The organism is Candidatus Methylomirabilota bacterium, assembly GCA_003104975.1.
Classification (GTDB): domain Bacteria; phylum Methylomirabilota; class Methylomirabilia; order Methylomirabilales; family Methylomirabilaceae; genus Methylomirabilis.
Genome location: PQAM01000010.1, coordinates 179,858 through 203,905 on the forward strand (window position 1 = coordinate 179,858; position 24,048 = coordinate 203,905).

A 24,048-nucleotide genomic window follows, 5' to 3' on the forward strand; every position below is an offset into this window, starting at 1 on the left:
ATCAGCGCACAGCGTGAAGGCCGACCGCTGAACGCTACGTCACTTCCCTTTCGATCGCCAGTATGGTGATATCGTCCTCAAACTCTTCGCTGCCCCTCCAGCGTTCGATTGTCTGTTGAATGCTCGCCATGACGTCGCGCAATGGACGATCCCGCGACTCATCGACGAGGGTCATAAGACGCTGGACCGAAAAACGCTCCCCCTCTTTTCCCGTGCACTCCGGAATGCCGTCGGAGTAGAACAAGAGCCTGTCGCCGTGCAGCAGGTCTACCTCTTCCTCATAATACTCGGCATTCGGCCACAGCCCCACAGGGAACCCTCCCGTTCCCAGCAGCCTGGCTGTGGCCCCCTTGGATTGATAGATCGGGGATGGATGGCCGGCCTGAGTCAGGCGCAGTCGGGCAGTATGGGTGTCGATGATACCGTAGATCATTGTGAAATACTGCATCGCGCCGTCTTCGGACTGGAACTCTTGATTCAGTGTTTGCACGGCGTCAGCAGGCATCGCGACCGCATAGTGAGGGGGGGTTGGGATAAAGTGCATCAGTGGGCTGCCCTGCCTGACGGCAGGTGAGAGTAGTGTGCTGAGCGTGACCGACAACATCGCCGCGGGAATCCCGTGACCGGCCACATCAAGGATGTAAAAGCCGACCCGGTGGTCGTCGAGCTGAAAGACATTGAAGATATCGCCTGCAACGAAATGACAGGGCGCAAACATCCACTCAAAGGCAAATCCGGGGACCACGAGCGTGTGGTTGGGCAGGAGCGATCGCTGCATCGCCACGGCCGCATCGAGGTCCTCGCGAATCCTGGAATAGGCCTCCTGCAGCTTTCTGTTCTGCTCCTCCAGATTATGCTCCAGCGAGACGATCCGTTCCCCGGCCCGGATGCGGACCTTTAACTCTCCGACGTTGAAGGGTTTGATCAGAAAATCATCGGCACCGGCTTCCATCCCCTTAATCAATTCGTCTTTGGAGTTCTTGGCAGTCAGGAGGATGATGTAGATGTATCGGTCGAGCCGCCCTTCCCTGATCCGCCGACAGAGCTTCAGGCCGTCCAGATTCGGCATGATCCAGTCGGTAATCACGAAACTGATCGATTGGTTCTGGAGAATGTCCCATGCTTCGGCCCCGTCGGATGCCGGGACGACATCGTATCCCCATCGCTGGAGGATTCCCAAAAGGAGTCTCCGCATGTCCACATCATCGTCAACAATCAGAATCCGCATTGGGTGCTCCTGTAACAATACTAGTGTATGACGATGGATGTTCGCGCGCAACCGCTTCGAGGAGTACGGGAGTATCCGGAATGAGATAATGACGCCGGTCGTGGGGTCAGCGCCACATCCTCCCTCGCTTCTCTTTTCACAAGAGGGGACTGTCGGAATGTTCTGGGGCGAGACGGGCCAGGACGCGACTACGTAAGAAGATTGGCTGGATGCATCATGGCGTCGCCCCCCGTGTGTTGCCGAAGCCGCCGGGATCTTACCGGATGATCGAAAAATCGAACCCCTGGAGCGTGGTCTGCACGTGGGTGAGAAAGGCGCTGGCGTAGGCGCCGTCGATGAGGCGATGGTCATACGAGAGACAGAGGTAAGCCATCGAGCGGATGGCAATGGCATCCTCAATCACGACCGGTCGTTTGACCACCTTGCCCAATCCCAGGATGGCCGCCTGCGGCTGAACAATAATCGGTGTGCCGATCATGGTTCCCAGTGCGCCGAAGTTGTTGACGGTAAAGGTGCCCTCGTGAACCTCCTCCAGGCCGAGCCGTTTGTCGCGCGCTCGCGCGGCCAAGTCGGCCAATTGCCTCGCCAGGGTCAGGAAGCTCTTCTTGTCCGCATCCCGCAGCACCGGGACGATGAGACCCTCCTCGAGGGCGACGGCGATCCCGATGTTGACGGCCTTTTTGACGATGATCCCCTCACGGGTAAACGAGGCGTTCATCAGCGGATATGCCTTCAGCCCATCGGCGGCGGCCTTTACGACAAAGGGGAGGAAGGTGAGCGCGATCCCGGTCTGCTCGATGAAGGTCTCGTGATTGGCCTGCCGGTATCGGTCGATGGCCGTCATGTCGGCCTCATGGATCTGCGTGACGTGGGCAGCGGTCCGCTTGCTCCGGACCATATGCTCGGCGATGGCCTTCCGCATGGGGCTGATCGGGAGGATCTGGTCTTCGGCGAGCGAAACCGGAGGCTGCGGGGGGACTTGGGCCGTAATATCGGCCGTTTGCGACCGCTGTGCGATGACGTCCAGCAGATCCTTTCTGGTAATTCGACCCTTTGCGCCGGTTCCTCTCACCTGGGTCAGGTCTATGTTGTGCGTCTTTGCCAGGTCGAGGACGGCGGGGGAGTACCAGCGTGCAGCCAAGGCCGCTTTCCGGATGCCCTCTCGCAGATCTTCCTGCGGGGGACTTCCTGTCGGAACAGCGGCGATTGTAGAGCCTTCGTCGATATAAGCCAGGACGGCCCCGACCGGCGCGGTGCGTCCTTCCTGCACGACGATCTCTGCCAATACCCCGGCAGCGGCTGATGGGATCTCGACGTCGACCTTATCGGTCGAGATAGCCACCAGCGGCTCATCCTTGGCCACCGGTTCCCCGACCTTCTTGAGCCAGGTGACGATCGTTCCTTCCGCAACGCTCTCACCCATCTGGGGCATGACGACTGGGGTGGACATGGTCAAGGCTCAGAAGCCGGCCAGCTCTCGCGCCTTATCGGCGATCGTGTCGGGATTCGGCAGATACGCCTCCTCCAGCACAGGACTGAAAGGAACGGGGGTATGGGGGGCCGCCACGCGGATAATTGGGGCATCCAGATGCTGGAACAGGTCTTCGGCGATTCGGGCGGCGATTTCGCCTCCGATACCGCCGGTCTTCGGCGCCTCATGGACCACCATCGCCCGTCCGGTCTTCTTGACCGAGGTAGAGATGGTAGCCATATCCAGGGGCTGAAGGGTCCGGAGATCGACCACCTCCAGATCGATCCCGTCTGGGAGGAGTCGCTCCGCCGCTGTCAGTGAATGCTGGAGCATCGCGCCGTAGGTGATGACGCTGATGGTGCGCCCAGGTCTTTTTATCTCGGCCTGGCCGATCGGTACGATGGAGTCTCCCTCAGGTACCTCGCCTTTAATGTGCCGGTACAGGTACTTATGTTCGAAATAGATGACCGGGTTGGGATCGCGGATTGCGGCCTTGAGCAGGCCCTTCGCATCGGCTGGTGTGGAGGGGGCCACCAGTTTCAGACCGGCGACATGAAAGAACCACGCCTCCGGGCACTGGGAATGGAACGGCCCCGCATGAATGCCGCCGCCATATGGGGCCCGGATTACCAGGGGGATTGATTCGCCGATGCGGTAGTGGTGCTTGGCCGCCATATTGACGATCTGATCGAAGGCGCAGGCGATGAAGTCGGAGAACTGCATCTCGACGATCGGCCGCATCCCCATAAGGGCTGCGCCGATGGCAGCCCCGACGAATGCCGACTCGGAGAGCGGCGTATCGATGACCCGTTCCGGTCCGAACTTATCCAGGAAACCTTTGGTGACCTTGAAGGCACCGCCGTAGACCCCGATGTCCTCGCCGAGTAAGAAGACGCGCTCGTCTCGGTCCATCTCTTCCCACAAGGCCTGACGGATCGCTTCGAGATAGGTGATTTCCATCTTCCCTCTGAACTCTGAACGAGTCACTCGTCACTAGTACCTGGTTGCAATAATACCCGTGCCGTCATTCCCGCAGTCCTTAAGCGAGAATCCATTGATTTGACTGGATACCCGCTGTCGCGGGTATGACGGCTTATGTGCGCGAACTCTCGCAACTAAATACTAGCAACTATCCACTATTCACTTGGTTAAGCGGCGTAAACGCCTTCAAGCAACTCTTTCGGATCCGGAGGCGGGCTGGATTCCGCAAATTGGACCGCCTCCTCGATCTCCCGCGCAATACGATCCTCAATTGCCTTCGCGGATGCGTCGTCAAGCACGTGCTGGGCCCGCAGGTACGCTGCAAATCGATCGATGGGATCCCGCGCTCGCCACTCTTCGAGCAGGCCAGGCGGAACATACGAGGCGTCGTCATGCTCCGCATGTCCCCGCATCCGCATGGTTTTACCCTCTATGAGGGAGGGGCCTTCGCCTGTCCTTGCACGGGCGGCCGCCTGGGCTACAGCATCGCGGACGGCAAGCACATCGTTGCCGTCGACGATGACGCCCGGCATTCCGTAGGCCGTGGCGCGGTCAGCCACATGTTCGATCGCCATCTGGCGGGAGAGCGGGGTGGAGTAGGCGTACTGATTATTGTGACAGATGAAGACGACGGGCAGTTTCAGTACCGCTGCAAAGTTCAGCGCCTCGTGGAAATCACCGCGGCTTGACGCGCCGTCGCCGAAAAATCCCGCCACCACCCGCCGCTCGCGCCGAAGCTTAAAGGTCAGGGCGACACCTGCCGCTACTGGAAGCAGGTCGGCCATCGGACTGATAAAGCCGATGATCCCCCGGGTGATATCGCCGAAATGGACATTCCCGTCCCGTCCATGGGTCAGTCCGGTCTGCCTGGCCAGGTACTGAGCCATATACTCTTTCGGCGTAATCCCCTTCATGAGATTCGCGCCGAGGTCCCGATGAGTAGGGGCGATCACATCGTCGGGCTCGAGTGCGGCGGCGCTTCCCACTGCAATAGCCTCCTCGCCGGTTCCGAGGTAGACGCCCCCGACGATCTTACCCTGTCGGTAGAGGGTAATCACCCGCTGTTCCAGCCCGCGAGCGAGCGTGAGGTGATAATAGATATTCAGTAGCTCAGCCGGTGCAGGCTGCCGAATCCCCATTACGCCGTTTCTCCCCTCCGTTGTGTCAAGCGGCTTCGCCTCAATAGGTCGTAGTATAATCCGCACAAACCAAATTTGTAAATCATTTCATCACGCACACGAACATCTTCCGCCGTCTGCTAACCAGGCTATCCTGGCGCACTGATTCTTGGATGCGTTTACACATTCCGTTCACCCTGAGCTAGTCGAAGGGTGCGTAAATAGGGCTTCGACAGGCCTGTCCTGAGCACCGTTCGTTCCTTCGACAGGCTCAGGACGAACGGTGTCGAAGGGCTCCGCTCGAACGGATTCAGTGTCGAATCATTTCTGGGGTACTCCACTGGATTGTTCTCAGCGCCCCATGGCGAACATCATCAGGACGACAAGCGCGGTCACGACCGCCGCCACGATCAGGAGCAGACGGGTGGCGCTTCGTGCGTATTTGTCTACCCGTCGGTGTGACACCTCTTCCTCCATCGCAGCATGGTTCGTTTCTTACAACCCGCCCCGAATCTACTCTCACCATAGCATACGGCGCTTGGCCTCCGCCACAGCAGATCACTCCTCAAAAAGAGGGATGGCGATCCATTCTTGCCCACAAAGCCACCAACCCGCGTCATTGCGAGGGAGCGCTGCGACCGAAGCAATCCCACCGTTGTTCGTCACCTCAAGTGCGATGAGATTGCCACGCTCTCTTCGGTCGCTCGCAATGACGAACAAATGAGCGTGTTGCGGCAGACCACTTACCGGCTCAGCGGGAGGACGATCGCAGATATTCTGGACGAAGAGTGTGAAAAGGCCGGGATCACCTGTGTGGTATTATAGGAGCTATGCGAGAGGACGACGATAAGTTTATTACAGGCCTCACCGCTCAGACTTCCTACAGCGGCTACCTCTGCCTCGACGAGCTGCTCGCGGCGCAGCGCCCGCGCTCCTCGCACCACGACGAGATGCTCTTCATCATCCAGCATCAGGTATCCGAGTTGTGGATGAAGCTGATGATCCACGAGCTTGAGGCTGCGATCGTGCACGTCCGCGCCGACCGCCTCGAGCCGTGCTTCAAGATCCTTGCGCGCGTGAAGCAGGTACAGCGCCAGCTCTTCGAGCAGTGGTCGGTGCTCGAGACGCTTACGCCTTCGGAATACGTTGAGTTTCGCGACGTGCTGGGGCCCGCCTCGGGGCTGCAGTCCTACCAGTTCCGAGCTGTCGAGTTCCTGCTCGGCAACAAGAACGCGCGCTTTATGGAGGTACATCGCCACGATGCGCCGGTCTATGAGCGGCTCGCGAAGCTGCTCGCCTCACCGAGCCTGTACGATGAGTTCCTGCGCTACCTCGCGCGCCGCGGTATGCCGATTCCGCTCGAGCGCGTCGAGCGCGACTGGTCGCAACCCTACGAGGGGCATCGGGGCGTGACTGCCGTCTTCAGGACCATTTATCAAAACACACAGCAGTTCTGGGCCGAATACGATATGTGCGAAAAGCTGGTCGACGTTGAGGAGAACTTTCAGCTCTGGCGCTTCCGCCACGTGAAGACGGTCGAGCGCATCATCGGCTTCAAACCGGGCACCGGCGGCACGTCCGGCGTTGCCTTCCTGCGCCGGACGCTGGAGACGTCGCTCTTCCCGGAGCTGGTCGATGTCCGCACCGAGATTCACTGAGGAGTACTTGCGGCACGCAGTGTGGCCGCGCTTTTCGCGCGTACTCGCCAGAGAGGAGATCTACCTCGCGAATCACTCGCTCGGCCGGCCGCCCGACCGGATGGCCGAAGACGTACGCGCGGCGCTCGACGTGTGGTATCGCGACATGGAGGGCGCCTGGCAGTTCTGGCTTCAGCAGCAAGAACGATTTCGAGAACTCACGGCGACCCTGGTGGGCGCGCCACGCGCCGACTGTATCGTCCCCAAGACCAGTGCCGGCCAGGGTTTGCGGGCAGTGCTGAACGCGCTGCCGGGCAAGCCGCGCGTCGCGACCAGCGACGGCGAGTTCGACTCACTGGACTTTATCCTGCGCGTCTACCGCGAGCAGGGGCGAATCGATCTCGACCTCGCGCCCTGGCGTGAGCTCAGCATCGCAGGCGCGGATCTGATCGTCCTCTCGAGCGTCATGTTCCGTACCGGCGAGATCGTCGAGGACCTGCCGAACATTGTCCACCGCGCGCACGTCGCGGGCGCGCTGGTGCTGCTCGACGTCTACCACCACGTCGGCGCGCTGCCGCTCGATCTCGACGCGCTCGACGTCGATTTTGCAGTCGGCGGCTCGTACAAGTACACGCGCGGCGGGCCTGGCGCGGGCTGGCTCTATGTGCGCCCGGGGCTCGTCGAGACTCTGCGCACGCTCGACACCGGCTGGTTCTCGAAACAGGACGCCTTCTCCTACGCGCGGCCCGACCCCCCGAAGTACGGGCGCGGCGGGGACGCGTGGCTCGAGTCTACGCCGCCAGTGCTGGCGCCGGTGCAGGCGCTTGCCGGTCTCGAGCTTACCCTCGAACTCGGCGTCGAGGGTGTACGCGCGCACAACCTCGCTCAGAAGAGCCACCTCGCCTCGCTCCTCGCCGAACAAGGCGTCACGGTCGCTGGCGTCGGCGACGCATACGGCGCCTTCCTCACCGTCGTACATCCCGAGTCAGGTACGATCGCGAAGCAACTGCACGAGAAAGGGGTAAAGGTCGACGCGCGCGGCGAGTACTTGCGCGTCTGCCCCGATATGCTTAACTCCGAGGCGGAGCTCGAGCGAGCTGCGCGTCTGATCGGCGCAGTGGTCAGCAAGCATTAAGGCGCTCGTTTTCGGGTTCGACGGCGCTTCCCGCCACGGCTGGCGCGATCAATTTCTGTTCTCAGGCAATCGAAAACAGATTGATGACAGGACGTCGAGACGCTCAGCGATATGCTACGTGTCTCGAGGTCGAAAACGGGCTAGGAGAGCGGATTTCGCCGATGTAGTGTTCAGGAAAAAGACTTGACAGCCTTAGAATCGTCGCTAATATAAAAGTCAGATAGTGCGATGTGCAGCCCTTGGATCGTATAAGATGATGTGGTGGTCATGACCAGGGGTGCAAGGAGGTCAGACGACGATGAGCGACCCGGAAAAAGGCTCGGCCCGGTTAAGTTCTTTCAGAAAGACGATGCGGAAGCTTTCCGAACAGCTTCCGGGGAACGAGACAACGTACAGCCGTAAGCTGACCCGGTACGAGGAGGAAATCGAGTCTCTTCAGGCACAGGTAAAGACACTCGAAGAGGAGATTTATCACCTCCAGCGACGGCTGGATCAGACGCCGAAAGAGTTCGAATTCCTCCGATCCAAACTCGACCAGTCGCGTGAACAGTTGGGCCAGGCGCACAATCAGAATCAACGGATGGTCGAGGCCTTGCAGCAGGCCAAAGAGCAGATCGAAGGCCTTCGGGAAGAGGTGGAGAAGCTTTCGGCCCCGCCGAGTCCGTACGGGATCTTCGCATCGATGAACCCCGATAAGACCGCCAATATCTTTATGGGCGGTCGAAAGATGAAGGTGAACCTCCATCCTTCGATTCGGCCGGAGTCGTTGCGCAAGGGCCAGGAGTTGATCCTGAATGAGGCGTTCAATGTGATTGAGGCGGCAGGCTTCGACGAGCAGGGCGAGGTTGTGACACTGAAAGACATGCTCGATGAGGGTCGGGCCGTGGTCACGCTGCGCGCCGATGAGGTGCGGGTCGTCGAACTGGCCGATCCGCTGCGGCAGCAACCCCTTAAGGCGGGCGATCGTCTGCTGCTCGACTCGCGGTCCGGGCACATTCTGGAAAAGCTGCCGAAGACCGATGTCCAGGAGCTGTTCCTCGAGGAGGTTCCGAGTATCGGCTATGAGGCCATCGGCGGGCTTGGTCCCCAGATCGAGATGATCAGGGACGCGATCGAGCTGCCGCATCTCTATGTCGACTACTTCCGGGAACATCAGCTTCAGCCTCCAAAGGGCGTATTGCTCTATGGGCCGCCGGGTTGCGGGAAGACGTTGATCGCGAAGGCGGTGGCGCACTCACTGGCCGAGCAACTGGCCAAGAAGACCGGGCAGGCCGTCAAGGGTTACTTCCTGAATGTGAAGGGTCCCGAGTTGCTGAACAAGTATGTCGGCGAGACGGAACGGCAGATCCGGGAGATCTTCGGCCGGGCCAGGGAGAAGGCGACCGAGGGATCGCCGGTGGTCATCTTTTTTGATGAAATGGATTCGCTCTTCCGGACGCGCGGGTCGGGCATCTCGTCGGACATGGAGTCGACCATCGTCCCCCAGTTCCTGGCGGAACTGGACGGCGTCGAAGGGCTTAGGCATGTGATCGTAATCGGGGCCTCGAACCGTCAGGACCTCATCGATCCGGCTGTCCTGCGGCCGGGGCGGTTCGATGTCAAGATCAAGATCGACCGCCCAGACCGGAGCGCAGCCTGTGAGATCTTCGCAAAGTACTTGACGCCGGCACTGCCGTTCGCGGCGACGGAGATCAAGGCGCATGGGACGCCGGAAAAGGTAGCGGCGGCCATGACCGCGGCGGCCATCGACCTGCTGTACGCGACGGTTCCGGAGCATCGTTTCCTGGAGGTGACCTACGCCTCCGGCCAGCAGGAAACACTCTACTTCAAAGATTTTGCCTCGGGGGCCATGATTGAATCGATCTGCACAAGGGCCAAGAAGCGGGCGGTAAAACGGATGATCGCGACCGGCGTCAAGGGCCTGACGGTTGAAGACCTGCTTGATGCGGTCCGGACTGAGTTCAGAGAGAATGAGGATCTGCCGAATACGACCAATCCGGACGACTGGGCCAAGATTGCCGGCCGCCGAAGCGAGCGCATCGTCAATGTGCGGACCGTCTTCGACCGTGAAGAGAAAGAGAAGAAGTCTCGTAAGGTCGAGACTATCTCTACCGGCCACTATCTGTGATGCTCTCTTCGGCAATCAGCCGTCACCTTCAGCGAGACTGTCGACGCGAGAAACGGCTTGCAAGCTCTTGAGATGAGGATGTGAGTGGAGCATGTTGATCGGTCTTGACCTGCTGAGTGCCGACGACTGATTGCTGCTTCACCGCAAGGATACATGGCGATCGAAAAGATCATGGGGACCGAGACCGAGTTGGGGATCAGCGCCAGGGATCCCCGCGGGTTCGATCCGGTATCCGGCTCCATCCTGTTGATCAACGCCCATCGCCCCATCGCCGAGGTCAAGTCGATCTGGGATTACGCGGGTGAGAACCCGCTCCTGGATGCCAGAGGATTCGAGATAAGCGGGGAGCGCGAGCGGCCAAGCCAGCAGGATAACCGCACGATCAACAAGCTCCTTCGAAACGGCGGCCGGCTCTATGTCGACGGCGCCCACCCCGAATACTCCACGCCGGAATGTACCAATGCCCGGGATGTCGTCTGTTATGAGAAGGCCGGCGAGCGGATCTTCGAACTGTGTCTGGCCGCCGCCAACCTGACCCTGCCGGAGCGGCAGCGGATCTTTATCTACAAGAACAACAGCGACGGGAAAGGGAACAGCTACGGCCACCATGAAAACTACCTGATGGAACGGCGGATCCCATTCGACCAGATTGTCCAGGGGCTTGCGCCGTTTCTGGTTACCCGCGTGATCTTTGCGGGCGCGGGCAAGGTCGGGGCGGAAAATGGCGCCGAGCGCTGCGACTTTCAGATCTCGCAGCGGGCCGACTTCTTTGAAACCTTTATCGGCCTCGACACGATGGCGAAGCGACCGATCATCAACACCCGCGACGAGCCGCACGCCGACGAGGAGAAGTACCGCCGCCTGCATGTCATTGTGGGCGACTCCAACATGTCGGAGCTCGCGACCTACCTGAAGGTCGGGACGACCGCCATCATCCTCGCCATGGTCGAGGACGGGGTGATCAAACGCGATCTCGCCATCGAGGATCCCGTCCGCGCCATCAAGGAGATCTCCCACGACATCACCTGTCGCCGCCGCATCCGCCTCAAACGCGGCAAAGAGTTCTCCGCCGTCGAGATCCAGCGCGAGTACCTCGACCTCGCCCTCGAGTACTACCAGGGCCGCGAACGCTCGCCCCAGATCGCCGATCTGCTCGAGAAGTGGCAGTACGTCCTGGACAAGCTGGCGGAGGACCCCCTGACGCTCAACCGCGAGCTGGACTGGGTCATCAAGCACGGGCTCATCACCTCCTACATCGGGCGCAAGGGCTGCTCCTTCGACGACCAGCGCGTCTTCATGCTGGATCTGCAGTATCATGATCTTCGACGGGACAAGGGCCTGTACTTCACCCTGGAGCGCCAGGGATACGTCGAACGAATCGTCACGGACGAGGAAATTCTGCTCGCCATCACTACCCCTCCCGCGGATACCCGGGCCTATTTCCGCGGGACATGTCTACAGAAGTACCCCGATGAGGTCTATGGGGCAAGCTGGAGTTCGGTGATCTTCGATACCGGCGAGGCAACGGTGAAACGGGTTCCCATGGTCGATCCGTTGAGGGGGACGCGGAAGTTGGCGGCCGAACTGCTGGACCGATCCGACACCGCCGTGGAGCTGTTGGACAACATCGCGGTCTAGCACAGACGCGCTCCATTCGGGACATTCTACCCATGCGCTTGTTGTTCGATTCGATGGTTCCAGGTTCGAGTTTTTTTGACCTGCTGCGGCAGGTTCGGTCTGACCTATTGCCCCAGATGCAGATCAAGCCGGACGGGTTGTCGCCGGCTGAGATCCGGGAGTTGAAAGAGACGCCTCACGGAACTACGATTCTGGCCCTGAGATTCCGGGACGGGTCGCTGATTGCAGGGGACCGGCAGGCGACCGAGGGGTTTCAGGTCTCGTCGAGGCGGATCGAGAAGGTGTACAAGGCGGATGCCTACTCGGCCATTGCCATTGCGGGTGTTGCCGGTCCGTGCATCGAACTGGCCAAGCTGTTTGAGGTCGAGCTGACCCACTACGAAAAGCTGGAAGGGATGCCGCTTTCGCTGGAGGGAAAGGCGAATAAGTTGTCGCAGATGGTCAAGGCCAATCTACCGATGGCGATGCAGGGGTTAGTGGTGATCCCAATCTTTGTCGGCTACGATGTCAGGGGTCGGGAGGGGAAGATCTTCAAATACGACGTGACGGGCGGTCGGTATGAGGAGACCGATTACTACGCCACGGGTTCCGGCGGGAAGGATGCCCGCTCGACTATGAAAAAGTTGTATCGGGACGGTATGACCGAGGACGAGGCGATCGCGGTGGGGCTGGAGGCATTGATCGACGCGGCAGAAGAGGATGTGGGGACCGGGGGTCCCGACTTCGTTCGCGGGCTCTTCCCGACGGTGAAGATCGCGGTCAGATCCGGCCTGCAGGATGTGCCGGAGACCCGTATCAAAGAGGTCTGCCAGGCCATTATCGATCGCCGCAAGTCGGTCGAGCGAGGAGCATAGGCTGATGGCGCTTCCATATTATGTATCGCCGGAACAGATGATGCAGGATAAGGCGGAGTACGCCCGAAAGGGGATCGCCCGCGGAAAATCGATCATTGTTCTGGAGTACGCCGACGGGATGTTGCTGGTGGCGGAAAATCCCAGCGCCTCGCTCAACAAGATTTCGGAGATCTATGACCGGATCGCCTTTGCCGGTGCCGGGCGATACAGCGAGTTCGAGAACCTGCGTAAGGCGGGGATTCGGTATGCCGACCTGAAGGGGTTTGCGTACGATCGGGAAGATGTGACGGCCAAGTCGCTGGCTAACGCCTACTCGCAGACCATCGGCAACATCTTCAGCGAGGCGATGAAGCCGTTGGAGGTGGAGATCCTGGTGGTTGAGGTCGCCGATGGGGAGATACCGAATGAGTTATACCGGATCGCCTTTGACGGCAGCATCGGCGACGAAAAGGGGTTTGCCGCCATCGGCGGACAGGCCGACGAGTTGAGGCAGTACTTGAAGGATAGTTATCAAACCGGGCTTGATCAAAAAGCTGCGCTGAGGCTGGCCGTCCGTGCGCTGGAGGCCGTGAGCAACGCCAAGATCGAACCGCGAAGCCTGGAGGTGGCGGTCCTGGAGCGCCATCGTACCGGCCGTAAATTCCGCCGCCTGTCCCAGGATGACCTCGCAACGATGCTCACCGAGACCGAGTAACCTATCATCGTTTTTTCTTCTCGTTCCCGTCAAAAATTATTCTTACCTGAAAAATCACGCCTTGGCCTGGACTTGCGGATCATGCCCGAAGTCCTGAAGCAGATCACGGAGCTAATCGCAATGTTCGACCAGTCATCAACGCCCTTCATTCGCCCCCCCAGTCCTCCCTCTTTTGGCCATGTCCGGGATTCGGAATCCCTCTGTGACCCCAGATAGACAATCGCTGAAGCTCCCGCCTTTGCCGTAACGCTGCCCAAAGTTGGTAACCTCCGGTCAGCCTGCGGTATCTTATAAATAAAGGGGAGGCGTGGCCGGTGGTTATCGAATCGATTCCGTCCCCATCACAATGTGAATCTGAACTGCTAAGACGGGTCCTGGCTGGAGAGCGCCGCCTCTTCCACGAGCTGGTCCGTCCGTATGAGCGCGCTGTCTTCACTACGGCTTATGGAATCCTGCGCGACTATGCCGATGCTGAAGAGGTGGCACAGGACACCATACTGAAGGCGCTCATGCGCCTGGATCAGCTTACGGCGCCGGAGAAATTTAAGGCGTGGTTGTTGCGGATCGCTGTCAACGAAGCTCGGCTCAAGTGGCGCAACAAACATGCACATCTCTTCGAGCCGCTCGATAAGGCCCAATCGAGTTCGAGAGAACCCTTTACGCCGCGCGACTTCGCCGACTGGCGCGAACTCCCTTCCGACATCGCTGAACGGAAGGAGCTCAGGGATCAGATTGCCAGGGCTTTAGATGCATTGCCCGATATTTATCGAGAGACCTTCATTCTGCGCGATGTGGAACAACTGAGCGCGGCCGATACAGCGGCAGCGTTAGAGATTACCGTGGCGGCCGTAAAGGTGCGCCTTCACCGGGCGCGGCTGATGATGCGTGAACAGCTTGCATCGGTGCTGCGCCGCGGGTGGCTCGACCGTGTGCTTTCATTCAAGGGCAAAAGACCATGGTGACCTGCGAACAGGTACTGCAAGAGCTGTCGAATTTCATCGACCGGGATGTCGATCCTGCCCTGCGCGCCGAGATCGAGGCGCATCTGGTAAGGTGCCGTCGCTGTTCGGTGCTGTATGACAGCCTGCGCAAGATGCTGGTGATTGTGGCCGACGAGCGGACGTTTGAGATCCCAGCCGGATACAGCGAACGGCTGCATGCCTTCATCGATCGGCACCTCTGACGGCTACGGTAACCCTTGCCGCCGTCGCGCATCGTGTAGATAGGAGTCGGAGTATGAGCGCCACATGGAAAACCCGATCATTGGGTTATATTTCATTGTTCACATCACTGGGCACACTGCTGTGCTGTGCATTGCCATCGTTGATGGTACTGGTTGGGATGGGCGCGACAGTCGCATCGCTCGTCTCAACGTTACCCTGGCTTATTGCCCTGTCACGGTACAAGAACTTGACGTTTGCGCTTGCGGGCCTGCTGATCGCCGTTAATTCCGTCTATATCTATCGCATCGCGCCCGGACTTCAGCAGACCGGACGAAGCTGCCCTGTCGATCAGCCGAGCGCCTGCACTACGGCAAGCCGCGTCAGTCGGACGATTTTATGGACCTCGACAGGGATCTATTTCATCGGTCTGTTTTCGGCGTATCTGCTTGGACCGGTTCTAGAGGCTATTGGATAGTCTGGTATTTCCAAGGAGGAAAAGAATGACAAGATCACGCACTACGAAAGTCACGATAGCGGCAGTCATGATGCTGTTGCTGGCCAGCGTTGCGTTGGCGGCCGACATGACAACAACCTTTAAGGTGACAGGAATGTACTGCAATGCCTGTGAAACCAAGATCAGACAGGCACTGAAAAAGACGGACGGGGTCAGAAGCGCAACGGTCAGTCTCAGTAACGGCTCGGCTACTGTGATCTACGACGATGCCAAGGTCACACCCGATCGGATCGTCAAGGTCATCGAGACGCAAGGCTACAAGGCAGAGCCGCAACTCGAGGGCAAGTCTTAACTCGCTCGAGAGTACAATGGCCGGGATGAGGCGCTCGATGATCGGGCGCCTCTCGCTAATGAATTGCAACTGCGACGATTTGCTCCGACAATCTGGTAAAATCCTCGCCGAAGATTCTCCTTGCCTGAAAAGTCACATCTCGGCTAGAGTCCCGAAGAGAAGTTCGACGAAGGGATCGGCGCCCCCCCGCGAATCGTCATTCCTGCGAAAGCAGGAATCCAGAACCCCCCGCCATTTCCTGGATTCCGGCTCGCGCCCGCTGCGCGGGCTTGGCCGGAATGACGTCCGTGGATAGGCTGCCAATTTCAAACGCACGACTCTGGACAGGCGTACCATGGCCGAGGTTCCGAAACAGATAGCGGAGCTGATCGCGAAGTTCGACCAGCACCTCGATGCGTATCACGCCGCCACCTACGGTGAGACCGAGGTACGGGTGGAATTTATCAACCCGTTCTTTGAGGCGCTCGGCTGGGATGTTGCCAATCGGACCGGCTACGCCGAAGCCTACAAGGACGTCATCCACGAGGACGCCATCAAGATCGGCGGCGCCACCAAGGCCCCCGATTACTGTTTTCGTATCGGCGGTACGCGCAAGTTCTTCCTGGAAGCCAAGAAACCCGCGACTAACATCAAGGGCGACACCAACCCCGCCTTTCAGTTGCGCCGCTATGCCTGGTCGGCCAAACTCCCGCTCAGTATCCTGACGGACTTTGAGGAGTTCGCCGTCTATGACTGCCGGATCAAACCGGACCAGGCCGATCGCGCCTCCACCGCCCGCGTCCTGTACCTGACCTACTCCGAGTATGTCCGGCGGTGGGACGAGATTGCCGCTATCTTCTCCCGCGATGCCGTTCTGAAAGGCTCGTTCGACCGATATGCCGAGTCGAGCAGGGGGAAGAAAGGGACCGCCGCCGTTGACGCGGCCTTCCTGAAGGAGATTGAAGCCTGGCGGGAATCGCTCGCCCGCAATCTGGCCCTTCGCAATCCCGACCTCACCCAACAGGAACTCAACTTCGCCGTCCAGCGGACCATCGACCGGATCATCTTCCTCCGGATGTGCGAAGATCGGGGCATCGAGCCCTACGGCCAGCTCCAGACGTTGCTGAACGGCGAGCATACCTATGAGCGGCTGCGCTACCTGTATGGGATCGCGGATGATCGGTACAACTCTGGCCTCTTTCATTTCAAGCCGGAGAAGGGACGGGCTGAAGCGCCGGATGCCTTGGCCTACACGTTGACCATCGACGACAAGGTCCTGAAAGAGATCATTCGCCGCCTCTACTATCCTGAGAGTCCCTACGAGTTCTCTGTCCTTGGGGCCGACATCCTCGGCAACGTCTATGAGCAGTTCCTCGGCAAGGTGATCCGTCTGACCCCCGGCCACCGCGCCGTCGTAGAGGACAAGCCCGAGGTCAAGAAGGCCGGGGGCGTCTATTACACCCCTGCCTACATCGTGGACTACATCGTCACCCACACCGTCGGCAAGCTCTGCGAGGGGAAAACGCCCAAGCAGGTCGCCAAGCTCAGAATCCTCGATCCGGCCTGCGGCTCCGGCTCGTTCCTGATCAGCGCGTATTCCTCCCTTCTGAACTATCACCGCGATTGGTATGTGAAGGATGACCCCAAACGGCACACCAAGGAGATCTATCAAGGGATCGGCGGACAGTGGTTCTTAACCACCCAGGAGAAAAAGCGGATCCTGCTGAATAATATCTACGGCGTGGATATCGACAGCCAGGCGGTCGAGGTGACCAAGCTGAGCCTCTTGCTCAAGGTACTGGAAGGGGAAAACCAGGATTCGCTGACCCGCCAGTTGCAGATGTGGCGCGAGCGCGCCCTGCCTGACCTCGGCAACAACATCAAGTGCGGCAACAGCCTCATCGGTCCGGACTTTTACGAGCACCAGCAGATGAGCCTGCTCGATGAAGACGAGCGCTATCACATCAACGTCTTCGACTGGCAGGCGGAGTTTCCATCAATCATGCAAGCAGGCGGCTTCGACGCCGTCATCGGCAACCCGCCGTATGTGCGGCAAGAGGGAGTTTCAGACTATAAGCACTATTTTTCAGTTTCTTATAATGCTTATCACGGACTGGCCGATCTTTACGTGTATTTTTACGAACGCGGTCTGCAGCTTGCGAGAGACGGTGGATTGCTTGGTTACATCAGCTCAAGTAAGTTTTTGCATACGGGTTACGGTACCGGGTTGCGGGATCTGCTTTCCCAACACCTACGCCCGTTGAGCGTGGTGGACTATGGGGACGTACAAATTTTTAAGGGGGCTACCACCTACCCTATTGTTGTGATTGGCGAGAAAACTCATGGAAGTGTTGCGAGGGACTTTCGGTATGGTCGTGCTGCCAGTGAAACTGGTGTACTGCCGGAGACGATCCTCGATTACGGAAAATCCGTATCGTGCAAGTCCCTCACTTCAGGTCCATGGATTTTTACGACCAAGCGAGGACAACGAATCGTCACAAAGATGACAGACCAGTCGTCACCGTTGTCTCAAGTAGGCGGACCTGCACAGATTGGGATCAAGACAAGTCTTAATGAAGCGTTTGTTGTTAAACCCGACGTTGCTCATGCCCTGGTTCGATCTCACAGTGGGGCGCGTGAAGTATTGAAGCCTTATGGCCGGGGCAGGGATATTCGGAATTGGTTTTCAACTACTAATGGAGATTTTCTAATCTGTGCACGGGAATCTTTGAACATCGAAAATTATCCGTCAGTCAAGGAGTATTTGAAACAGTTCGAAGCCCGCCTTCGTGCAAGATATGAGGTCCAACGTGGAGACTACGATTGGTGGGTTATTCGTCAGGTGGCCAACACCGAGGTTTATGATAATCCAAAGCTGGTTTACCCTGACCTCTGTTCCAAGTCACGGTTCGCTCTTAATGTCGACGGCATGTATCCAAATAACACGGTGTTTTGTATCCCAAGTGACAGTCTTGCTCTTCTGGGCTATCTGAACTCACAACTGGCGTGGTACTGGATCACTCAGCACTGCCCGGCCAATCGAGGTGATGCTTATCGGCTTTCCAATCAGCATATGAACAAGCTGCCGGTGAACCCAAGCCTTTTAAGACATACCCGATTATCCGGCTTGGTCGAGCAGATGCTGGGCCTGCACAAGCAATTGGCGGCAGCGAAGACGCCGGATGAGAAGACGCGACTGCATCGTCAGATTGGTGCGACCGACCGGCTGATTGATCAGCTCGTCTACGACCTCTACGGCCTGACAGAAGAAGAGGTTCGGCTGGTCGAGGAGGCAACTACGGGACAGCGAGTGGCGTCCATTAACAGAAAGGTCCACAAGCAGGCCATCCAAACTGATCAATAATGTGACCAGAGGACTCTGATGCATGAGAAGACCTACAATGAACTTCTAGCGGCGAGCGATATTTTGCAACTTGAGCCGGATGACGCCATAAGTCGTATCGGGGATTTGGTCGATCTTTCTACCGACCTAGGACGAGAAGATGGCCTGCATAGGGCGATAGACTGGTGTGAGCAGTTGAAGACAAGTGCCCTGTCCCCCGGCCAACAAGCCACGCTTTGCTATTTTGAAGGCAATGCATGGTCAGCTATTCGCCAATTGCGCCACAAGGATGGGGGCGATGTCTGGGAATGGGAGCAAATAGAGTTCGAGAAAGAAATCATTTGTCTGCGTCTTGCAGCGAAGGCCGTGGGAGTCGTCGACTTCCCTCCAGAGCGCCTTTGCCAAATATACACGAATCTCGGCAACTGTTTCTCTCACATTGGGCGTTTCGTAGAGGCGCTATGGTATTACGATAAGGCGCTGGGTATCGTTCCAGATTTTGGAATGGCCCAGGGCAATAAGGCCATCACGTTATCGGATTATGCGCGGACACTCTACGATAATGGACATACGAGCATATTTCTAAGAGAAGCGCACAGTCTGCTGAAATCTGCGGTGGAGCACCCGCTGGAACCGGACGCCAGGGAGGCGTTCACCCGAGGAAAAAATCGGATCGAGTCTTTTCTCCGACCAGATTTTCTATCGACACCAACGGACCTGGACAATTTCCCCATGGGAAAGAACGAGGAGGAAAAGGCTTATCGGGCCTGGTGTCTGCGAGAACGGCTATTCCTGAATCCCCTCAATGACCTGGGGAATTACCCAATTGCGAATCGAGATATCCTCACAGCACCATCCATTGTAGTCGGGCTTAACGAAGGGCCCTACTATCCCGCACTATTCAATGCTCTCAAACAGGAGTACGTGTCGGCTCGGTTTTTACTCTATGCCGGTATAGAAGCGGCTGGCCCTCATTTTTCTGATCGTGACGTGCTTCTGTACAATACGCTTGATTACCCTGCTTATGGACTGGCCACAGAGCAGGTGAAGATTGCATTTCGTATGGCGTATTCGATCTTTGATAAGGTTGCTTTTTTCCTGAACCATTATTTGGGGCTTCAAATTCCGGAGCGCCAGATTTATCTAAAGACTATTTGGTTCAACAATGGGAAGAAAAACGGAGACCTGCTTTCACGGTTCAAATCGAAAGAAAATTGGCCCATGAGAGGACTGTATTGGCTCAGTAAAGATTTGTTCTGCGACGACGAAGGGTTTCGAGAGGCAATAGAGCCGGATGCACGCGCCCTGAACGAGTATCGTAACCATTTGGAGCATAAGTACCTCAAGCTTCACATGGATGAGTGGGCGGGACCCCTCGCCTTCCAAGACACCGTTGGCAAAGCGATGACGGATTCACTGGCTTTTTCGGTTTACAGACGTGACTTTGAAATGAGCGCCATCTCTATCATGAGATTGGCGCGGGCAGCATTGATCTATTTATCTCTTGGGGTTCATACTGAGGAACATCACAGAGCAAAGGGTCGTGATTTTAACAACATGGTTATGCCCATGCGGCTGGATACATGGGACGATGACTGGAAGCGGTGAAATCCTCGAAGCGTTCGGTCTGGCTTCATTATTGTGCTTTTCCAGATTTGTAGCCGTCATTCCGGCCAAGCCCGCATCGCGGGCGCGAGCCGGAATCCAGGAAATAACGGGGGTTCTGGATTCCCGCTTGCGCGGGAATGACGACACATGGAGTATCGACTTCTTCATAGGATTTCTGATTCAGGACACTAGAGCACGTTGCACACGATGGCAGGCTTGGTCTAAGCTGGTTGCGGTCAAAGTGAGTAACCTCTTCAAGGAGGACGCGCTACAGACGTGCGCGGTGGACGAGATATGATGATGAAGCTAAGCCCTGCAGAGCAGGCCTGGCTAGATGCCTATCGCCGGACGTTGGCGGAGCGGTTTCCAGCCCTCGTCGAAGAGATCATTGTCTTTGGGTCAAAGGCGAGAGGAACGGCGACAGCCGATTCAGACCTTGATCTCTTGGTGGTGATTCGAGAGGGGGACTGGCGGCTGAAGGACGCCGTTGCACAATCCGGTGACCATCTAGCTATAGGGACAGACGTGGTGCCGTCGATCATCGTCCTTACGAGGGAGGAATGGGAAACACACCGAAAGCGACAGGCTCCGTTTTGGCTGACGGTCACTCGTGATGGGGTAGCCGTGCCGTGAATCCCGACAATATATTGGCGGAGTTCGAGCGTGCGAAACGGGCATTGCAGGCGGCAAGAAACCTGTACGAGGATGGATTGTATGAGGATGCGGTCTCGCGCAGCTACTACGCCGTCATGCACGCCGCCAAGGCGGCCCTGCTATTCCATGATGCCGTCGCTGAATCGCACGCCGCCGTCGGACGCCTCTTTGGTTCGGTCCTGGTTCGCCCTGGAATCATCGAAGCGGAATGGGCAGATGTGCTTGCCAGAGAACACCGACGCCGGATCGCGGCCGATTACGGAATAACCGCTTCGTGGGAATCGGCAGAGTCGTTGCGTCTTGTGGAAGAGGCCGGTGCGTTTGTTCAACGCATTCGGGTGTACCTGAAGAGTATTGGGATTAACTTGGACGGATAGACACGCAATGCCTTAGGTGCTCATTTCCGCAATAGGGACTCTTAACATCCCTTAGCACCCCTTCTATAACTCTCTCTTCAAATTCCCCCGTACTCTCCCGATGAATTCCATTGACCCCCATATGGCCTTCCGGTACGATAATTATGGAGTTGCTGTCATGCAGGAGCGCATCCTTGGGCTGGAAAGCGAATACGGTCTGATCTCGTCCTCGGTCGGCGGGCGGGTGAACCTGTCGGTTGAGAGTGCGTTGGGCTATCTCTTTGAAAAGGTGGTCTCGCGCCAGCGCGGGACCAACGATTTCCTGCGCAACGGTGCGCGGCTCTATCAGGACACCGGCTGTCATCCCGAGTATGCCACCCCTGAGTGCGACAACCCGCGGGACCTGGTGATCCACGACAAGGCGGGCGAGCGGATCGTGGAGGAGCTGTTACTGAGCGCCGAGCAAAAGTTGCAAGAGAACGGCATCTGCTGCGAAATCTACATCTTCAAGAACAACACCGATTCTGTGGGAAACACATACGGCTGTCATGAGAACTACCTGGTGCAGCGCGGTGTGAACTTCCACAAGCTGGCCGAGCAGTTGATCCCCTTCTTCGTGACGCGACAAGTGTTTGCGGGCGCCGGCAAGGTCCTTCGGACGCGGATGGGGAACCATTACTATATCTCGCAGCGGGCGCAGCACATCTACCAGGAGATCTCGGGTGCGACGACCAGCTCGCGCGGAATCATCAACACCCGCGACGAGCCGCACGCCGACGAGGAGAAGTACCGCCGCCTGCATGTCATTGTGGGCGACTCCAACATGTCGGAGCTCGCAACCTACCTGAAGGTCGGGACGACCGCCATCATCCTCGCCATGGTCGAGGACGGGGTGATCAAACGCGATCTCGCCATCGAGGATCCCGTCCGCGCCATCAAGGAGATCTCCCACGACATCACCTGCCGCCGCCGCATCCGCCTCAAACGCGGCAAAGAGTTCTCCGCCGTCGAGATCCAGCGCGAGTACCTCGACCTCGCCCTCGAGTACTACCAGGGCCGCGAACGCTCGCCCCAGATCGCCGATCTGCTCGAGAAGTGGCAGTACGTCCTGGACAAGCTGGCGGAGGACCCCCTGACGCTCAACCGCGAGCTGGACTGGGTCATCAAGCACGGGCTCATCACCTCCTACATCGGGCGCAAGGGCTGCTCCTTCGACGACCAGCGCGTCTTCATGCTGGATCTGCAGTATCATGATATCAAGCGGACTCGCGGGCTGTACTACCTGATGTTGCAGGACGACCTGATCGATCGGGTGATCACGGAGGATGAGATTGAGACGGCCATGACCACGCCGCCGCAGACGACGCGGGCCAAGGTGCGAAGCGACTTCATCAAATACGCGAATGAGCGGAACAAGTCGTACGATGTGGGCTGGAGCTATCTTAAGCTGAACGACCGGTATCAGCGTACCATCCTCTGTAAGGATCCGTTCAAGCCCTGGGATCCGCGTGTCGATGAACTGATCGGTTTGTCGTAATGTGGTCGAGGTCCCAACACACTCCAAGACACAATCGTGAGATGCCGGCGTAAGGATAAGGATGGAGTCATGCGGAATCGCTGACGAGATCGCCATACAGACGGTGATGCGAATGGACAGAGAGGGGTGGCGGTCGCCATCCCTCCTATTTTTGCGCCCGAGAGAAAGGCGCAGCGTGCGAAAGGAGTGAGCGAGTGAAAGTAGAGATCAGGGCACAGGATCTGCTCTCCTATGCAGGAGATGCGCTGATCGTTAATCTCTTTGAGGGGGTGGGGCAGCCGGGCGGTGCGACCGGGGCAGTGGATCGGGCGCTCGGCGGGTCGATCGCCGCGGCGATCCAAAGGAAGGAGTTCAAGGGGAAACTGCATGAGCGGCTGCTGCTACATACGACCGGACAGCTTCCGGTCGCCAGGGTCCTGGTGATCGGGCTGGGTAAGTCGGAGGAGCTGACCCTTGAGCGTGTGCGCTCGGCTTCGGCGGAGGCGATGCGCCATCTGCGAGGCGCGGGGGCGCAGATGGTCGGATCCATCGTTCACGGTGCGGGCATCGGGGGGCTGGCAGCCGATCAGGCGGCCTGCGCGCTCACCGAGGGCGCATTGCTGGGTCTCTATCGGTTTGATAAATATAAAAAGTTGGAAGAGAACGGGCCGAAGATAATCAGAACGCTGACGCTGTTGGAGCGCAACGACGCAAAGGTGGCTGCAATGAAGGAGGGGATACGCCGAGGCCGGATCATGGCTGAGGCCGTCAGCTTTGCCCGCGACCTGGTGAACGAGCCGGCGAATATGCTCACGCCGTCGGAGATGGCAGTACGGGTCAGGAAGATGGCGAGCGGATCGAGCCTCACCGTCAAGATCCTGGAGCGCGCCGACATGAAGCGGCTCGGCATGGGGGCGCTGTTGGGGGTTGCGCAGGGCAGCCAGGAGCCGCCGAAACTCATCGAGGTGAGCTACAAAGGGAGAAAAGGAAAGGGGGTCGGTCCGCGTCTTGGGTTGGTGGGCAAAGGGCTCACATTCGATTCCGGAGGTATCTCCATCAAGCCGAGCGAGGGGATGGAGGCGATGAAGGGCGACATGGCCGGGGGCGCAGTCGTCCTCGCGGCGATTAAAGGGATCGCAGAACTGAGGCTGCCGGTGGACGTGACGGCGATTGTGCCGGCGACTGAAAACCTGCCCAGTGGGACGGCACAGCGCCCAGGTGATATTGTGACCGTCATGAACGGGAAGACGATTGAGGTGATCAACACCGACGCTGAAGGGCGATTGATCCTGGCAGACGCTCTCTGTTACGCATGCGACAAGGGCCTTACGCATCTCGTCGATGTAGCGACGTTAACGGGAGCCGTCATCATCGCATTGGGATCGATTCGGACGGGGGCCTTTACCAACAACGCGGAACTCATGCAGCAGTTGAAGCGGGCCAGTGAGGCGGCCGATGAGAAGATCTGGGAGCTGCCGATGGATGAGGAGTACGGCGAGCAGATCAAGAGCGACTGTGCCGATATGAAGAACATCGGCGGCCGGAAGGCCGGGCCGATCACCGGCGCAAAGCTCCTGGCCAACTTTGTCGGAAAGACCCCGTGGGTTCACCTGGATATTGCCGGAACCGCCCAGGCCGACAAGGAGTTCGGATACCAGGTCAAGGGTGCAACGGGAGCAATGGTCCGCACCCTGATTCATCTGGCGATGAACTTTGCCGGATCGAAGAAGTGATGGGCG

Annotated in this window: 21 protein-coding genes; 17 read left to right on the forward strand and 4 right to left on the reverse strand. The window is 58.3% G+C overall.

The annotated features are described in order from the left end of the window. Nucleotides 1-34: 34 nt before the first annotated feature. The 4 genes from C3F12_07730 to C3F12_07745 form a co-directional block, all read right to left on the reverse strand. Nucleotides 35-1,579 carry a serine/threonine protein phosphatase gene (locus C3F12_07730; GenBank protein PWB45951.1) on the reverse strand — a complete coding sequence of 515 codons (1,545 nt, stop codon included), beginning with the start codon at nt 1,577-1,579 and terminating at the stop codon, nt 35-37. Then, nucleotides 1,485-2,678 (reverse strand): hypothetical protein, encoded by a 1,194-nt coding sequence (locus C3F12_07735; protein ID PWB45952.1) that lies wholly within the window; start codon nt 2,676-2,678, stop codon nt 1,485-1,487. The genes C3F12_07730 and C3F12_07735 overlap by 95 nt, the downstream gene beginning before the upstream one ends. 9 nt (nt 2,679-2,687) lie before the next feature. Then, on the reverse strand, nt 2,688-3,659 hold the full coding sequence (locus C3F12_07740; protein ID PWB45953.1) for an alpha-ketoacid dehydrogenase subunit beta: 972 nt from the start codon (nt 3,657-3,659) through the stop codon (nt 2,688-2,690). A 188-nt stretch (nt 3,660-3,847) separates the two neighbouring features. Then, nucleotides 3,848-4,819 carry a pyruvate dehydrogenase gene (locus C3F12_07745; protein ID PWB45954.1) on the reverse strand — a complete coding sequence of 324 codons (972 nt, stop codon included), beginning with the start codon at nt 4,817-4,819 and terminating at the stop codon, nt 3,848-3,850. A gap of 809 nt (nt 4,820-5,628) precedes the next feature. On the opposite strand from C3F12_07745, the gene C3F12_07750 reads away from it, so the two are divergent. The 17 genes from C3F12_07750 to C3F12_07830 all read left to right on the forward strand — a co-directional run bounded on the left by C3F12_07750 (nt 5,629) and on the right by C3F12_07830 (nt 24,042). Next, nucleotides 5,629-6,456 (forward strand): tryptophan 2,3-dioxygenase, encoded by an 828-nt coding sequence (locus tag C3F12_07750; GenBank protein PWB45955.1) that lies wholly within the window; start codon nt 5,629-5,631, stop codon nt 6,454-6,456. Continuing rightward, nucleotides 6,434-7,570, forward strand: coding sequence for an aminotransferase (locus tag C3F12_07755; protein PWB45956.1), 1,137 nt, complete (start codon nt 6,434-6,436; stop codon nt 7,568-7,570). Before C3F12_07750 ends, C3F12_07755 begins: the two co-directional genes overlap by 23 nt. 349 nt (nt 7,571-7,919) lie before the next feature. Further along, nucleotides 7,920-9,698, forward strand: coding sequence for a proteasome ATPase (gene arc / locus C3F12_07760; protein ID PWB46396.1), 1,779 nt, complete (start codon nt 7,920-7,922; stop codon nt 9,696-9,698). Between the two features lie 153 nt (nt 9,699-9,851). Beyond that, on the forward strand, nt 9,852-11,336 hold the full coding sequence (locus C3F12_07765) for a proteasome accessory factor PafA2 (GenBank protein PWB45957.1): 1,485 nt from the start codon (nt 9,852-9,854) through the stop codon (nt 11,334-11,336). Nucleotides 11,337-11,368: 32 nt separating this feature from the next. Then, nucleotides 11,369-12,190: a proteasome subunit beta gene (gene prcB, locus C3F12_07770; GenBank protein ID PWB45958.1), complete on the forward strand. Its 822-nt coding sequence runs from the start codon at nt 11,369-11,371 to the stop codon at nt 12,188-12,190. A 4-nt stretch (nt 12,191-12,194) separates the two neighbouring features. After that, on the forward strand, nt 12,195-12,884 hold the full coding sequence (gene prcA / locus C3F12_07775) for a proteasome subunit alpha (GenBank protein PWB45959.1): 690 nt from the start codon (nt 12,195-12,197) through the stop codon (nt 12,882-12,884). A gap of 278 nt (nt 12,885-13,162) precedes the next feature. Then, complete coding sequence (locus C3F12_07780; protein ID PWB45960.1) at nt 13,163-13,846, forward strand: RNA polymerase subunit sigma-70; 684 nt, start codon at nt 13,163-13,165, stop codon at nt 13,844-13,846. Continuing rightward, nucleotides 13,840-14,067 (forward strand): hypothetical protein, encoded by a 228-nt coding sequence (locus tag C3F12_07785; protein ID PWB45961.1) that lies wholly within the window; start codon nt 13,840-13,842, stop codon nt 14,065-14,067. Before C3F12_07780 ends, C3F12_07785 begins: the two co-directional genes overlap by 7 nt. 53 nt (nt 14,068-14,120) lie before the next feature. Then, a complete protein-coding gene (locus C3F12_07790; protein ID PWB45962.1) occupies nt 14,121-14,522 on the forward strand; it encodes a hypothetical protein in 402 nt (133 codons plus the stop codon). Nucleotides 14,523-14,628: 106 nt separating this feature from the next. Next, a complete protein-coding gene (locus C3F12_07795; GenBank protein ID PWB46397.1) occupies nt 14,629-14,853 on the forward strand; it encodes a hypothetical protein in 225 nt (74 codons plus the stop codon). 334 nt (nt 14,854-15,187) lie between these two features. After that, nucleotides 15,188-18,196 (forward strand): restriction endonuclease subunit M, encoded by a 3,009-nt coding sequence (locus C3F12_07800; protein ID PWB45963.1) that lies wholly within the window; start codon nt 15,188-15,190, stop codon nt 18,194-18,196. A gap of 18 nt (nt 18,197-18,214) precedes the next feature. Next, a complete protein-coding gene (locus C3F12_07805; GenBank protein PWB45964.1) occupies nt 18,215-19,783 on the forward strand; it encodes a hypothetical protein in 1,569 nt (522 codons plus the stop codon). Then, nucleotides 19,767-20,081, forward strand: a complete 315-nt coding sequence (locus tag C3F12_07810; protein ID PWB45965.1) for a hypothetical protein — start codon at nt 19,767-19,769, stop codon at nt 20,079-20,081. The genes C3F12_07805 and C3F12_07810 overlap by 17 nt, the downstream gene beginning before the upstream one ends. Continuing rightward, the gene (locus C3F12_07815; protein PWB45966.1) at nt 20,078-20,416 is read left to right on the forward strand and encodes a hypothetical protein; all 339 of its coding nucleotides are present in this window, start codon (nt 20,078-20,080) and stop codon (nt 20,414-20,416) included. The genes C3F12_07810 and C3F12_07815 overlap by 4 nt, the downstream gene beginning before the upstream one ends. Beyond that, nucleotides 20,413-20,814 (forward strand): hypothetical protein, encoded by a 402-nt coding sequence (locus tag C3F12_07820; GenBank protein PWB45967.1) that lies wholly within the window; start codon nt 20,413-20,415, stop codon nt 20,812-20,814. Before C3F12_07815 ends, C3F12_07820 begins: the two co-directional genes overlap by 4 nt. 157 nt (nt 20,815-20,971) lie before the next feature. Continuing rightward, on the forward strand, nt 20,972-22,330 hold the full coding sequence (pafA, locus tag C3F12_07825) for a Pup--protein ligase (GenBank protein ID PWB45968.1): 1,359 nt from the start codon (nt 20,972-20,974) through the stop codon (nt 22,328-22,330). Between the two features lie 194 nt (nt 22,331-22,524). Then, nucleotides 22,525-24,042 carry a leucyl aminopeptidase gene (locus tag C3F12_07830; GenBank protein PWB45969.1) on the forward strand — a complete coding sequence of 506 codons (1,518 nt, stop codon included), beginning with the start codon at nt 22,525-22,527 and terminating at the stop codon, nt 24,040-24,042. Nucleotides 24,043-24,048 lie beyond the last annotated feature (6 nt).

Coding starts and splice junctions, on each gene's coding strand:
- C3F12_07730 (PWB45951.1), bottom strand. CDS start 1,579: ATGACCATCGCCTCATCGACGGCGCCTACGCCAGCGCCTTTCTCACCC.
- C3F12_07735 (PWB45952.1), bottom strand. CDS start 2,678: ATGTCCACCCCAGTCGTCATGCCCCAGATGGGTGAGAGCGTTGCGGAA.
- C3F12_07740 (PWB45953.1), bottom strand. CDS start 3,659: ATGGAAATCACCTATCTCGAAGCGATCCGTCAGGCCTTGTGGGAAGAG.
- C3F12_07745 (PWB45954.1), bottom strand. CDS start 4,819: ATGGGGATTCGGCAGCCTGCACCGGCTGAGCTACTGAATATCTATTAT.
- C3F12_07750 (PWB45955.1), top strand. CDS start 5,629: ATGCGAGAGGACGACGATAAGTTTATTACAGGCCTCACCGCTCAGACT.
- C3F12_07755 (PWB45956.1), top strand. CDS start 6,434: ATGTCCGCACCGAGATTCACTGAGGAGTACTTGCGGCACGCAGTGTGG.
- arc (PWB46396.1), top strand. CDS start 7,920: ATGCGGAAGCTTTCCGAACAGCTTCCGGGGAACGAGACAACGTACAGC.
- C3F12_07765 (PWB45957.1), top strand. CDS start 9,852: ATGGCGATCGAAAAGATCATGGGGACCGAGACCGAGTTGGGGATCAGC.
- prcB (PWB45958.1), top strand. CDS start 11,369: ATGCGCTTGTTGTTCGATTCGATGGTTCCAGGTTCGAGTTTTTTTGAC.
- prcA (PWB45959.1), top strand. CDS start 12,195: ATGGCGCTTCCATATTATGTATCGCCGGAACAGATGATGCAGGATAAG.
- C3F12_07785 (PWB45961.1), top strand. CDS start 13,840: ATGGTGACCTGCGAACAGGTACTGCAAGAGCTGTCGAATTTCATCGAC.
- C3F12_07790 (PWB45962.1), top strand. CDS start 14,121: ATGAGCGCCACATGGAAAACCCGATCATTGGGTTATATTTCATTGTTC.
- C3F12_07795 (PWB46397.1), top strand. CDS start 14,629: ATGACAACAACCTTTAAGGTGACAGGAATGTACTGCAATGCCTGTGAA.
- C3F12_07800 (PWB45963.1), top strand. CDS start 15,188: ATGGCCGAGGTTCCGAAACAGATAGCGGAGCTGATCGCGAAGTTCGAC.
- C3F12_07805 (PWB45964.1), top strand. CDS start 18,215: ATGCATGAGAAGACCTACAATGAACTTCTAGCGGCGAGCGATATTTTG.
- C3F12_07810 (PWB45965.1), top strand. CDS start 19,767: ATGACTGGAAGCGGTGAAATCCTCGAAGCGTTCGGTCTGGCTTCATTA.
- C3F12_07815 (PWB45966.1), top strand. CDS start 20,078: ATGATGATGAAGCTAAGCCCTGCAGAGCAGGCCTGGCTAGATGCCTAT.
- pafA (PWB45968.1), top strand. CDS start 20,972: ATGCAGGAGCGCATCCTTGGGCTGGAAAGCGAATACGGTCTGATCTCG.